The 13,184-nt window shown below is 70.7% G+C and carries 8 protein-coding genes and 1 rRNA gene; 7 read left to right on the forward strand and 2 right to left on the reverse strand.

Going from position 1 to position 13,184, the window contains the following annotated elements; genetic code table 11:
* The first annotated feature begins 148 nt into the window (after window positions 1-148).
* From ACZ6R9_RS20240 to ACZ6R9_RS20255, 4 genes are all read left to right on the forward strand, one after another.
* The gene (locus tag ACZ6R9_RS20240) at window positions 149-1,321 is read left to right on the forward strand and encodes an alpha/beta hydrolase family protein (protein WP_465539360.1); all 1,173 of its coding nucleotides are present in this window, start codon (window positions 149-151) and stop codon (window positions 1,319-1,321) included.
* Between the two features lie 190 nt (window positions 1,322-1,511).
* Window positions 1,512-3,005: a Dyp-type peroxidase gene (locus ACZ6R9_RS20245; RefSeq protein WP_380482762.1), complete on the forward strand. Its 1,494-nt coding sequence runs from the start codon at window positions 1,512-1,514 to the stop codon at window positions 3,003-3,005.
* Between the two features lie 25 nt (window positions 3,006-3,030).
* A complete protein-coding gene (locus tag ACZ6R9_RS20250) occupies window positions 3,031-5,136 on the forward strand; it encodes a flavin monoamine oxidase family protein (RefSeq protein WP_380482764.1) in 2,106 nt (701 codons plus the stop codon).
* Entirely contained in the window at window positions 5,133-6,968 is a 1,836-nt protein-coding gene (locus ACZ6R9_RS20255) for an alpha-keto acid decarboxylase family protein (protein WP_465539363.1), read from the forward strand. The genes ACZ6R9_RS20250 and ACZ6R9_RS20255 overlap by 4 nt, the downstream gene beginning before the upstream one ends.
* Before the next feature lie 43 nt (window positions 6,969-7,011).
* On the opposite strand, the gene ACZ6R9_RS20260 is transcribed toward ACZ6R9_RS20255, so the two are convergent.
* Complete coding sequence (locus ACZ6R9_RS20260; protein ID WP_380482768.1) at window positions 7,012-8,241, reverse strand: C40 family peptidase; 1,230 nt, start codon at window positions 8,239-8,241, stop codon at window positions 7,012-7,014.
* A 348-nt stretch (window positions 8,242-8,589) separates the two neighbouring features.
* Here ACZ6R9_RS20260 and ACZ6R9_RS20265 point away from each other — a divergent pair, with 348 nt between their 5' ends.
* The 3 genes from ACZ6R9_RS20265 (at window position 8,590) to ACZ6R9_RS20275 (ending at window position 12,934) form a co-directional block, all read left to right on the forward strand.
* Window positions 8,590-10,716, forward strand: coding sequence for an alkaline phosphatase family protein (locus tag ACZ6R9_RS20265; RefSeq protein ID WP_465539365.1), 2,127 nt, complete (start codon window positions 8,590-8,592; stop codon window positions 10,714-10,716).
* A 131-nt stretch (window positions 10,717-10,847) separates the two neighbouring features.
* A complete protein-coding gene (locus ACZ6R9_RS20270; RefSeq protein ID WP_465539367.1) occupies window positions 10,848-11,426 on the forward strand; it encodes a LemA family protein in 579 nt (192 codons plus the stop codon).
* Window positions 11,423-12,934: a DUF2207 family protein gene (locus ACZ6R9_RS20275; protein WP_465539369.1), complete on the forward strand. Its 1,512-nt coding sequence runs from the start codon at window positions 11,423-11,425 to the stop codon at window positions 12,932-12,934. The genes ACZ6R9_RS20270 and ACZ6R9_RS20275 overlap by 4 nt, the downstream gene beginning before the upstream one ends.
* A gap of 147 nt (window positions 12,935-13,081) precedes the next feature.
* Here ACZ6R9_RS20275 and rrf read toward each other — a convergent pair.
* Window positions 13,082-13,184, reverse strand: a 5S ribosomal RNA gene (rrf, locus tag ACZ6R9_RS20280); the annotation flags it as partial.

Below are 13,184 nucleotides of genomic sequence, written 5' to 3' on the forward strand. Positions count from 1 at the left end.
TGCCACCTCGAACTCCCGCACCCCACCCGGCCGTTGAACCGGCTCGACAACAGCCCCTGGGCAGCCCGCGTCCTCGCGCTCTCTCCGTGGGATCCCCTACGCCTCTGATACGACGTCAACTGTGTTGCAGGCGAACTATGTTGCCTCCATGACCGCAATCCGTCGCACCGCCGCCGCAGCCGCGCTCCTGCTCGCCCTGCCGCTGTCCGCCGTCGCCACCGCCGCGCCCGCGCTGGCCGCCGCCGCGCCCGCCGCATCCACCGCACCGGTGGGCGTGCAGGTCGAACTCCCGCGCCCCACTGGGCCGTTCGCGGTCGGGCGGCAGATCCTGCACCTGACCGACCGGAGCCGGACCGACCCGTGGGTGCCGTCCGCCGGCCCGCGTCAGCTGATGGTCTCCATGTACTACCCGGCCAAGGCGGGCACCGGCGGGCCCGCGCCGTACATGACGCCCGAGGCCGCCCGGCTCATGCTGGACGTGAAGCTCCCCGGCAACACCATCCCCACCGAGGTGGTCACCGGCACCCGCACCTGGTCCAGGACCGACGCCCTCCCGCAGCACGGCCGGTTCCCGCTGGTCGTCCTCTCCCCCGGCTACACCATGCCGCGCACCGAACTGACGGCCCTCGCCGAGGACTTGAGCAGCCGCGGCTATGTCGTCGCACTCGTCGACCACACCTACGAGAACACCGGCACCACCTTCCCGGATGGGCACACCACCACCTGCGAGGCCTGCGAATTCCCGCCCAGCGACGAGCAGTTGGCAACCTTTGCGGAGAGCCGGCCGAAGGACGTCTCCTTCGTCCTCGACCGGCTCACCGACCGCGGACGCCCCGCCTGGCGCTACGCCCACCTGATCGACCGCGACCGCATCGGCATGGCCGGCCACTCCCTCGGCGGCGCCGCCGCCGTCCCCGCCCTGCTGACCGACGACCGGATCCGGGCGGGTGCGAACCTGGACGGCACCATGTTCGTCCCGGTCCCGGCCACCGGGCTCAAGGGCAAGCCGTTCCTGATGATCGGCCGTCCCCTGGACGGCCCGGACGACCCCAGCTGGACCGAGAGTTGGTCCCACCTCGACGGCTGGAAGCGCTGGCTGACGGTCGCCGGCTCCGACCACGGCAGCTTCACCGACATCCCTCTGTTCTTCGAAAAGCTCGGCCTCCCCCAGTCTCCCGAGACCACCATCACCGCCGCCCGCGGCATCCAGCTCACCCGGCAGTACGTGGCGGCGTTCTTCGACCTCCAGCTGAAGGGCATCCCTCAGCGGATCCTCGACGGCCCGACCCCCGTCAACCCGGAGATCGGCTTCCACCCGTAGCAGCCACCTTCCGCCGCGAGGTCGCCGGGCACAACGCCCGGCGGCCTCGCCCGCGTTCCGGCACCGGTGCGACGGCCCTGCGCCGAAGGGCAGACGTCCGGCTGGCAGGACTCTCGACCCGGAGGCTACGTTGAGTGTCGGCCCTGTCGCATTGTGCGATCAATCATGCCTGCATCCGAGGAGCCCGACCGTGACCACCACCTCCACCCGTCCCACCGGTGTGCCCGCCATCGAGCAGCTGCCCAAGCCGCCGCTGCGGACGAGCACCGACATCCAGGGCAACATCCTGGCGGCGTTCAACAAAGACTTCATGGACTTCCGCTACCTGCACTTCCCCGACGCCGCCCGGGGCCGCGGCTGGCTCTCCGCGATCCTCAACACCGTCTCGACGACCAGCGAGACCGAGGACTTCAACGAGCAGTTCTCGCTGGCCCGCCGGGCGTTCGGCCGCGACCCCGGCCTGGTCACCGTCCGCTGCGGGGTCTCGCTCACCTTCGAGGGCCTGCTGACGGTCGCCAACAACCCCGACCAGGTCAGAGCGGACCTCCAGGCGAACTTCCCGTCCTTCAGCGCGGGCGCGGCCGCCCGGGCCTCCGACCTCGGCGACACCGACGACAGCGACCCCAAGCAGTGGCTGTTCGGCGCCGGAACCGGCGACCAGGTCGTGCACGCCGTCCTGATCGTCGCCGCGGACACCGACGAGATGCTGCAGGAGAAGCTGAAGAACCTCGACGCGGTCGAGAACGCGAACCAGATCGTCCGCGTCCACGTGGACGAGGGCCGCACCCTGACCGGCGCGCTGAAGGGCCACGAGCACTTCGGATACAAGGACGGCATCTCCCAGCCGGGCGTGAAGGACTTCCACCAGGAGAGCCCGGACCAGCCCGGCACCCGCGACGTCCACCCCGGCACCGAGCTGATCGAACCCGGCGAGTTCGTCTTCGGCCAGAAGAGCGAGGCGGGCGACCGGACGGCTCCGCAGTGGATGGCGAACGGCTCGCTCCAGGTGGTGCGCCGCCTGCGCCAGGACGTCGCGGGCTGGAACAAGGCCGTGGTGGACGGCGTCGCGCAGTTCACCGGGACGATGGACGCCACCCGGCTGGGTGCCTGCCTGGTCGGCCGTTTCAAGGACGGCACGCCGCTCGCCCCGCCGAACGGCACCGTGACCGGCGTCGGCACCGACCGCAACGACTTCGACTACAGCAACGACCCGGCGGGCGAGCACACCCCGTGGGTCGCGCACATCCGCCGCACCAACCCGCGCTCCTTCGCCGGAATCGGCGACGGCCAGCCGAAGAGCCACCGGCTGATGCGCCGGGGCATCCCGTACGGCCCGGAGTTCCCGGGCGGCGCGGACGACGGCGTGGACCGCGGGCTGATGTTCGTCTGCTACGGCACCTCGTTGGAGCAGCAGTTCGAGCTGGTCCAGCAGTTCTGGGCCAACGACTCCTCGTTCCCGCCCGGAAAGCCGAACGGCCCCACGCCTGCCCCGAACGGCTTCGACAAGGTCATCGGCCTCGCCGGCAAGGCCGAGATCGGGCTCGCGGACGGCACCCACGGCACCGTCGACATGAAGCGTTTCGTCCGCACCACGGGCGCGCTGTACGCCTTCACGCCCTCGATCTCCACGCTGCGGCTGCTCGCCGGCGGCCAGGACCTCCCCAACACGCCGACCAGCTCCTGACCTGCCGTCGCCCGGAGGAGAAACCATGACGAACCCCGTCACCGAGGGCACCGCCGGTGACCGCGAGCGATGGCAGACCTGCCGGCAACTGGCGCGCGAACTGCTGCTGATCGGCCCGGACGACAAGGACCTGAAACTCCGCTACCTCGACGTCCTGATCAAGGACGGCATCCCGCAGACCGATCAGCCGAAGGACGTGCTGATCATCGGCGCGGGCATCGCGGGCCTGATCGCCGGGAAGCTGCTCAAGGACGCCGGGCACCGCGTCACCATCCTGGAGGCCAACGCCAACCGGGTCGGCGGGCGGATCAAGACCTTCCGTTCCACCGACGACAGCGCCGACGGCCCGTTCCACGACCCGAAGCAGTACGCGGAGGCCGGGGCCATGCGGCTGCCGAGCTTCCACCCGCTGACCCTCGCGCTGGTCGACCGCCTCGGCCTGCGCCGGCAGCTGTTCTTCAACGTGGACATCGACCCGGACACCGGCAACCAGAACGCGCCCGTCCCGCCGGTGGTCTACGAGTCCTTCGAGCCCGGCAAGGTCTGGCAGTACGGCGCGGACAGCCCGGAGTTCCGCGAGCCGGTCAAGCGCTTCCACTCCTGGATCCGCACCAACCGGATCCAGGCCCGCCGCAAGGACTACGCCGACGACCCGAGCTGCATCAACGAGGGCTTCCACCTCACCGGTGAGGAGGCCCGGATCACCGTCGCCGAGATGGTCAACCAGGCGCTGGAGCCGGTCCGCGACTACTACTCGGAGATCAAGGACGGCAAGCGCGTCAACAAGCCGTTCGCCCAGTGGCTGGACGGCTGGACCCGGGTGATCCGCGACTTCGACGGCTACTCGATGGGCCGTTTCCTGCGCGAGTACGCGGGCTTCAGCGACGAGGCCATCGAGGCGATCGGCACCATCGAGAACATGACCTCGCGGCTGCACCTGGCCTTCTTCCACACCTTCCTGGGCCGCAGCGACATCAACCCGAACGCCACCTACTGGGAGATCGAGGGCGGCAGCTGGAAGCTGCCCGAGGCGCTCGCGGACGAGCTCCGGGCGGAGCTGCGGATGGGCCGGCGGATGATCCGCATGGAGTACTGGGACCCGCGCCGGGACGGCGGCGGCACCCTCAACGTCGGCCCGATCGGTCCGCAGGTCGCCGTCGAGACCGTCCCCGAGGACGACCCGCAGGCCCCGCCCACCGTCTGGAAGGGCGACCTGGCGATCGTCACGGTCCCGTTCTCGGCGCTGCGGTTCGTCCAGGTGACACCCCCGTTCTCGTACAAGAAGCGCCGGGCGATCATCGAGACCCACTACGACCAGGCCACCAAGGTGCTGCTCGAGTTCTCCCGCCGCTGGTGGGAGTTCACCGAGGCCGACTGGGAGGAGGAACTCAACTCCATCGCGCCCGGCCTGTACGAGTACTACCAGCGCACCGGCGAGGACGACGCCGAGGCGGCCGTCGCCGCCGCCCACAACGGCCACCGGCCGCCGCGCAACCTGCCGGACATGCTGCTCGGCGCACACGGCAGCGTGGACGAGCGCCGGATCAGCGAGGGCCAGCGGGAGGTCTACCGGCACACCCCGCTGCTGCGGGCCGGCGTGCGCCCCGCCACCGACTGCTTCGGCGGCGGCTCGACCACCGACAACCCGAACCGCTTCATGTACTACCCCTCCCACCCGGTGCCCGACGGCGACGGCGGCGGCGTGGTGCTGGCCGGCTACAGCTGGTCGGACGACGCGGTGCGCTGGGACTCCATGGAGGACGACGAGCGGTACGTGTACGCGCTGCGCAACCTCCAGTCGGTGCACGGCCGGCGGATCGAGGTGTTCTACACCGGCTACGGGCAGACCCAGAGCTGGCTGCGCGACCCGTACGCCTTCGGTGAGGCGGCCGTGTACACCCCGCACCAGATGACCAGCTTCCACCTCGACGCGGTCAAGCCGGAGGGCCCGGTGCTCTTCGCCGGCGAGCACGTCTCGCTCAAGCACGCCTGGATCGAGGGTGCGGTGGAGAGCGCCGTCCGGGCGGCCCTCGCCGTGCACGAGACGGCGCCGCCGGCCGCGGCGCGCCGGGAGGTCCGGCCCGAGGCCCGGCCCCGCCAGGAGAACCAAGAGGAGGCACTGCGCCGATGAGCAGCACCAACGAATGGACCGTGGGCCGTTACCTGGCCACCAGGCTCGAACAGCTGGGCATCCGGTACCTGTTCGGTGTCCCGGGCGACCTGCTCGGCCCGTTCCTGTCGATCATGCAGGAGACCACCTCGGTGCGCTGGGTCGGCACCCCGACCGAGATCGGCGCCGGCTACGCGGCCGACGGCTACGCCCGGGTGCGGCTCGCCGACGCCGCCCCGGACCAGCCCGAACAGGGCGTCGCGGCCGTGGGGGTGACGTACGGGGTGGGCGCGTTCAGCCTGCTCAACCCGATCGGCGGCGCGTACGTCGAGGACATCCCGCTGATCGCGATCAACGGTGCGCCGTCCTACGAGCAGTGGCTCAACTTCCAGGCCGTCGGTCTGCTCACCACCCACATGAGCCCGCGTCAGGAGAGCAACCTGGACGTCTACCGGCAGGTCACGGTGGACGCGCAGGTGCTCTCCAACCCGGGGCTGGCGCCCTCGCAGATCGACAGCGCGATCACCGCGTGCCTGACCGAACGCAAGCCGGTCTACCTGGAGGTCATGGACGACCTCTGGCACGCGCCCTGCGACCCCCCGCAGGGTCAACTCCGGGCGCACCAGCGGCCGTTCACCAAGCGCAATCAGGACATCCTGGACAAGGCCGTGGCGGCGGCGGTGGAGCTGATCACCACCTTCGGCACGCCGATCGTCTGGGCCGGCGAGGAGCTGGTCCGCCGGCGGCTGGAGAACGAACTGCTGGAGTTCGTCGAGGCCACCCAGATGCAGTTCTGCACCACGGTCGGCGCCAAGTCCGTGGTGTCGGAACGGCACCCGCGGTTCGCCGGCGTCTACAACGGCAAGGCGAGCCTGCCGGAGATCCGGGACACCTTCAAGAACGCGGGCTGCCGGATCGGCCTCGGGACGTGGTCCACGTCCAAGAACCTCAACGGCGAGCAGTCCATCGGCGACGACTGGATCGTGGCCGCCCGGGGCGGCGTCAGCGTCGGCGCCAGGTACTTCCCCGACGTCCAACTCGGCCGCTTCATCCCGGCGTTGAAGGCCGCCCTGGCCGGAAAGACCTTCCCCGCCGACCACTTCGCGCTGGCCCGCGAGGCGGGCCTGGACGTTCCCGCCACCACCTCCGAGTTCCTGGGCTCGCTGAGCGTGCGGCACCACCGGAAGACCGAGCTGACCTACGACGGTTTCTTCGAACGCATCAATCACTTCCTGGAGTTCGAGGCCACCGGCGGTGACCCGGAGGCCGCCTCCCCGTTCACCGTGGTCTCGGACGCGGCGTTCGCGCTGCTCGGCTCGATGAACCTGCGGATCAACGAGCGGTCCGGCTTCCTGGCGCAGAACAGCTGGCTGTCCATCGGCTACTCCGTCGGCGCGGCCACCGGTGTGGCCTTCGGCCGGCAGCAGCCGCTGAAGCGCCCGCTGGTGTTCGTCGGGGACGGCTCGTTCCAGGAGATCTGCCAGGAACTGTCCACCCAGGTCCGCCACCACCTGCGGCCGGTGATCTTCGTCCTGGACAACGAGGGCTTCTACGGCATCGAGCAGATGCTGGTCAGCCCCTGCTACTACAAGGGCAGGCCGTCCGACGGGGCCGACTTCTACAACGTGCTGCACCCCTGGCACTACGAGAAGCTGGCGCAGGTCTTCGGAAGCGAGAAGGACCAGATGCACGGCTTCAAGCTCAGCACCCACGCCGAGCTCGACACCCTGCTGACCGAACTCGCCGACCCCACCAACCAGCTCAACCACGCCCCGATCCTGGCCCGGGTCCGGCTCAGTCGGCACGACTACCCGAGGGCCCTCCAGTACAAGATCGACGAGAACTGCCCGTAACACGAAGCCGGCCCCCGTCCTCGACGGGGGCCGGCTCATGCCGTCAGCAGTTGGGAATGGTCACACCGTTGTTGTCCTTGGCCACGTCGTTGCCCCACCTCGACAGGTAGAACGCCGACACCCATTGGCCGCTCGGGCCGACGTCCGGGTCGGTCTTCAGCCACCAGTGGTTGTAGCTGCCGCCGCTGGACACCTCACGGCCCCACACCTTGCAGTACACGTAGTTGGTGCCCTGGTACAGCGTCCCGGTGGCGGTGGCGCTGGTGGAGGTAGCGGAGGGGTACACCGGCGCGTTGGCGAAGGTGTCCACCCAGTACTTGCCGCTCGGGGCCGGGGTGCTGCTTCCGGAGCAGTCGGGGATGACGGTGCCGTTGGTGTCCTTGGCCACGTCGTTGCCCCACCCGGACAGGTAGTACGCCGACACCCATTGGCCGCTCGGGCCGACGTCCGGGTCGGTCTTCAGCCACCAGTGGTTGTAGCTGCTGCCGTTCGACACCTCACGGCCCCAGGCCTTGCAGTACACGTAGTTGGTGCCCTGGTACAGCGTGCCCGTGCTGCTGGTGGAGGTCGGGGAGGCGTACACCGGCGCGTTGGAGAAGGTGTTCACCCAGTACTGGCCGCCGCCCGCCGGCGGCGGGGTCGGCGCCGGGGTGGTGTTGCCGGAGCCGTACAGCCGGATGGCGCCGTAGTAGTCGCCGTGCGAGGACAGCGCCGCCACCTGGACGTAACCGCCGGAGTACGGGGCCTCGACGATCCAGCCCTGCCCCAGATACATCGCCACGTGGTGGATGGTGGAGGCGGTACTGCCGAAGTACACCAGGTCCCCGGGCAGCAGCGGCGCCGTCCCGTCCCCCCGGTAGTACCGGGCCACCGCCCGGGAGGTCGGCCACTGGGTCCGCGTGGTGCCGTTGATGACGTCCGCGCCGACCGCCAGGTAGTAGGCGTAGCGGACCATGCCGGAGCAGTCCAGGCCGCGGACGTTGCAGTCGTTGGGGGCGCCGTTGGACGGGTCGCAGATCCCGTACGTCGGCCCGGGCTGCGAGCCGTGCCCGCCGCCCCAGGAGTACGGGGTGCCGATCAGCCCGCAGGCGGACCGCACGGCGGCATTCGCCTGCGAGGCCGCACCGGTGGACAGCACCCCACAGGAAGGCGTCGCCTGCGCCGTCCCGGCCCCGGCGAAGAACACTCCGACCGACACCAGGACCGACAGCAGGGCCGCCCACCGCAGCGGGGCCACCAGCCACCGCGACAGAAGCTTTGTGCGCGTTGTCATGACTGCGGATCTTTCCGGCGGCCCTGACTCTCCCTCAATGGCTGCACCACACAGAAGACCTGACGGCTCATTGGCGCCCGGCCACATTGCGCGGGACCCGAAGGACATGGGACAGCGCAACCACCCTACCAACGATCCACCAACATGCGAGGGAAAACCGGAAATTGACGGTTCGTTACCAGCCAGTAGAGGATCAAGGAAGCCTTCTGTGCGGGCGAGTTGGCCGGACAACTCTTCACGCGGGCGTTGCACGGAGTTCCGTCGGCCCTTCTTGAATCCGCAGCACCGGGCCTGCCATCCTGGCCCGCGCCACACGCCCAGCCCTCCCACCCTCAGGAGAGTGCCCCCATGCGGAAACCGTCCGCACACCGACGCCACCGACGGCTGCACCTGCTGCTGCTCGCCGTCGTGGCCCTGCTCGTGCCGCTGATACCGACCCAGGCCGCCGCCGCGGGCAGCTCGATCGGCCTGGCCGCCACCAGCTACGTCCAGGGCCGGACTTCGGCCCTGCCGGTGACGTACAGCACCGGGCAGCCCTCCTCCACCAACTGGGTCGGCATCTACCCCACCGACCCCGCGAAGGGCCCCGGCAGCGGGACGGCCTCGCTGGCCTGGGCGTACGCCCCGAACAGCAGCGGCACGGTCACCGTGGCGGCGGGCTCCCTGCAGCCCGGCAGCTACCTGGCCTACCTGCTCGCCAACAACGGCTACACGCCGCTGGCCACGCCGGTGCTGTTCACCGTGACCTCCTCGACCACCCTGGACACGCAGAACAGCATGCTGTGCCTCGGCCAGAGCTCCTACGCGCAGGGCCAGGCCGTGCTCGCCTCCTACGGCACCGGCCGGGTCTCCGCGACCAACTGGATCGGCATCTACCCCGACAACGGCCAGCAGCCGGGCGGGAGTCCGGCCCTCGCCTGGGCCTACGCGCCGAACGGCACCGGCTCGGTGTCCCTCGCCACCGACTCGCTCGCCCCGGGCACCTACCTGGCCGACTACCTCTACAACGACGGCTACACCGCGCTCGCCCGGCCCGCCCGCTTCTCCGTCACCGCGCCCGGGACCGGCAGCACCAACCTGATCGTCAACGGGGACGCCGAGTGCGCCGACGCCTCCGTCAGCGGCTACGACAGCGTCACGCTCCCCGGCTGGCAGACCACCGGCGTCCCGACCGCCGTGGCGTACGGCGCACCGAACGGCTTCCCGTCGAACAGCACCACCGGCCCGGGCAACCGCGGCAACTCCTTCTTCTCCGGCGGCCCGGTCGGCAGCTCCACGCTCTCCCAGACCGCCGACGTGTCGGCGGCGGCCGACCGGATCGACACCGGCGCGGTGACGTACAACCTCTCGGGCTGGCTCGGCGGTTACGCCACCGAGAACTCCACCGCCACCCTCACGGCCACCTTCCGCAACGGCTCCGGCGCGTCCCTCGGCACCACCCGGATCGGGCCGGTCAGCGCCACCGACCGCGGCCTGGCCACCGCCCTGCTCCAGCGCACCGCCACCGGAACCCTTCCCGCCGGCACCCGCAGCATCGCACTCGCCCTGCAACTGACCCGCGAATCGAGCCGCACCGGCACCGCGTACAACGACGCCTACGCGGACAACCTCTCGCTGACCATCTCGGCGCCCCTGCCCGCCCCCGCCCTGCCGGCCCCCGTCTCCTCCCAAGTGCCCTCGCTGGACCACGTGTTCTTCGTGATGCTGGAGAACCGGTCCTACGACCAGGTGATCGGCAGCTCCGCCGCGCCCTACCTGAACCAGCTGGCGAACAGCGGTGTCACGCTCACCCAGTCCTACGGCGTCGTCCACCCCAGTGACCCCAACTACCTTGCCGTGTCCGGAGGTTCCACCTTCGGCCGGACCGACAACCCCTATCCGGCACTCACCGGCGCGGTCACCGCGCCGCACCTCGGCAACCTGGCGGAGCAGGCCGGCCGGTCCTGGCGCGGCTACGTCGAGGACATGAAGTCGCCCTGCAACCTGAGCTCCAGCGGCAACTACGACGCGGACAACATCCCGTTCGTGTACTTCAAGGACGTCACCGGCGACACCGCCCGCTGCCAGGACAAGCTGCAGCCGATCACCCGGCTCTGGTCCGACCTCCAATCCACCGCCACCACACCGAACTTCGTCTGGTTCGAGCCCAACAGCTGCAACACCATGCACAACTGCGACGTCGCCACCGGCGACACCTGGATGCGCACCAACCTCCCGAAGCTGTTCGCCTCCCCCGCCTGGACGCAGCAGCGCTCCCTCCTCGTCATCACCTTCGACGAGGACGACAACAACCACGGCCAGCGCATCCCCACCATCGTCACGGGCTCGCCCGGCCTCACCAAGCCCGGCTACCGCTCCCCCGTCCAGTACAACCACTACAGCATCCTGCGCACCGTCGAAGAGGGCCTGCGCCTCCCCGGCCGCCTGACCCAGAACGACCAGTACGCGACCCCGCTCAACGACATCTGGAACTGACACCGCCTCACGCGGCCCCGTTCGACCGCCGCCTTCCGCCATGGGCGGCGGTCGAACGGCCTCCGGCCCTAAGATCTCCCCCGACCTGCCGGAACCGCCGGCGCCAGGTCACCACACCATGGGGGAACATCGTGGGTCTCGTCGTGGGTCTCGTCGTGGTCGCCGTCCTTGCCGTGCTGCTCGCGGTGGCGGCCTGGTGGGTCGTCCGGACATACAACCGGCTGATCCGGCTGCGCAATCAGACACAGGCGTCCTGGGCACAGATCGACGTCCAGCTGAAGCGCCGGCACGAGCTGATACCGAACCTGGTCGAGGGCGCGCGCGGGTACGCGGCACACGAGCGGGCCACGCTGGAAGCCGTCGTCACCGCGCGCGGGACGGCGGCGCAGACCGGTCTCGGCGTCACCGACAAGGCCGCCGCGGAGGAGTTGCTGACCGCCTCCCTCGGCCGGCTGCTCGCCCTCGGCGAGAGCTACCCGCAGCTCAAGGCGGACCAGCATTTCCTCAAACTGCAGGCCGAGTTGGCCACCGCCGAGGACAAGATCGCCTACGCGCGGCAGTTCTACAACAGCGCCGTCCAGAGCTACCACACCGCCCTGGAGAGCTTCCCCGGGAACCTCGTCGCCGGTATCGGCGGCGGGCACGGCCGACGCGAGTACTTCGAGGCCGGGGCCACCGCGCAGGACGCACCCCGGGTGAACCTCGCATGAGCCTCGACACCCAGGTCTACTGGGCCGGCGCCGCACTGGTCGCGCTCTGGCTCGCGGTCTACGGAATCGCCCTGCTCGCCACCCGGAACGGAACCGTCCACCCCGGCCCCGCGACGCAGGAACTCGGCGACCAGCCCGAACGCCCCGCCGTGGTGGCCCTGTTGGCGAACCGGTGGCGCACCGTGGACCACGCCGCCGCGGCGACCCTGCTGGACCTCGCGGCGCGCGGCCTGGTCGAGATCCGCCAGCCCGCCGACGACCCCGCGCAGAGCACAGTGCACCGCACCCGCAAGGACGCCCCCGCCCTGGCCCCCTACGAACAGCGGGTCCTCGACCGGATCACCGAACAGGCCGGCGCCTCCGGAGCCCCGATCGGCGCGATCGCCTTCCGCGCACAGGAACGCGCGACCGCCTGGAACGGCGCCCTCCGCCGGGAGATCGTCGCCGAGGCTCGCCAGCGCGGCCTCTCCCGGCCGCGGTTCGGCCCCCTGCTGGCCGGCGTGCTGTTCACCGGCCTCTTCGCCCCCGGCGTGCTCCTCGCGCTGGGCGTCCTCACCGGCGGGCACAACGTCCGCGCGGCGATCGGGGTCGGCACCATCACGGCGATCCCACTGGGGTTCCTGCTGGCGCTCGCCATCGGCGAACGGGCAACCCGATCCGGGCTCGAACGCGCGGGCCACTGGGCCGGAATCCAGTCCTGGCTCCGCGCGCACGAAGACTTCACCCGACTGCCACCCGCAGCCGTCACCGTCTGGGACCGCTACCTCGCGTACGGCACCGCGCTCGGCGTCACCGCCAACGCCTCCCGCCTGCTCGGCTTCGACGCGGGCGACAAACGCCGCGTCTGGTCCTCCCACGGCGGCACCTGGCGCCCCGTCCGCATCCGCTACCCCCGGCTCCGCCCCGGCTTCGGCGCCAGTACCGCCCAGCTGCTCCAACTGGCAGGCGCCACAGCCGTGGTGGCCGTCGGCCTGACCCTGTTCGCCGTCCTCCGCCGCCCCGAATGGGCAGCCGCCCCCGACGTGACCGACCCGCTGCGCCGCCCCGGCCTGCTGCTGAGCGCCGGCTGGGTCGGCATCGGCGTCCTCGCCCTCGCGGCGGCCGGCCGCCTCAGCCGCTGGACGGCGCTCCTGGCCTTCCTCGCCCTGATGCCCGGCAACTTCGCCAGCACCCACGGCTGGATGTCCCACAGCCTCGACCACCCCGGCCCGCTGCCCGGCGAAACCGCCACAATCACCTGCTTCGGCGCACTCACCGCCTACTACCTCACCCTCGCCGCCCTGGAACGGCGCGCCCCGCACACCGTCACCGGCGAAGTCCTGCGCCTGGAGCCCCGCCGACGCGCCAGGGCCCCACGCTTCCTCGCCCTCGACACCGGCACCACCGACCACACCCTCGCCTGGGCCCTCCCCGCCAACGCCCCCACTCTCCCGCCCGGCAGCCTCGTCCGCCTCACGGTCTCGCGCGGAACCCGCACAGTGAGATCGGCGGAACTCGTCACCGGCTGATCGGCCGGCACCTACCGCCCTGACCGGGCCGGCCCGGTGGACCTCGACAAGCGGTCGCCCGGTCGCCGGCCAACGGCTGTGCTGGCGCCCTGATAAACACGAAAAGCCCCCGCCCGATTTCCCGGGCAGGGGCTTTTCTGAATAATTGTTCGGCAGCGTCCTACTCTCCCACAGGGTCCCCCCTGCAGTACCATCGGCGCTGTGAGGCTTAGCTTCCGGGTTCGGAATGTAACCGGGCGTTTCCCTCACG

The sequence above is a fragment of the Kitasatospora sp. NPDC048662 genome (assembly GCF_055587065.1).

Bases quoted from the DNA above. Each gene is read 5' to 3' on its own strand.
- ACZ6R9_RS20255 (WP_465539363.1), top strand. From the start codon at position 5,133: ATGAGCAGCACCAACGAATGGACCGTGGGCCGTTACCTGGCCACCAGG.
- ACZ6R9_RS20250 (WP_380482764.1), top strand. From the start codon at position 3,031: ATGACGAACCCCGTCACCGAGGGCACCGCCGGTGACCGCGAGCGATGG.
- ACZ6R9_RS20260 (WP_380482768.1), bottom strand. From the start codon at position 8,241: ATGACAACGCGCACAAAGCTTCTGTCGCGGTGGCTGGTGGCCCCGCTG.
- ACZ6R9_RS20275 (WP_465539369.1), top strand. From the start codon at position 11,423: ATGAGCCTCGACACCCAGGTCTACTGGGCCGGCGCCGCACTGGTCGCG.
- ACZ6R9_RS20240 (WP_465539360.1), top strand. From the start codon at position 149: ATGACCGCAATCCGTCGCACCGCCGCCGCAGCCGCGCTCCTGCTCGCC.
- ACZ6R9_RS20265 (WP_465539365.1), top strand. From the start codon at position 8,590: ATGCGGAAACCGTCCGCACACCGACGCCACCGACGGCTGCACCTGCTG.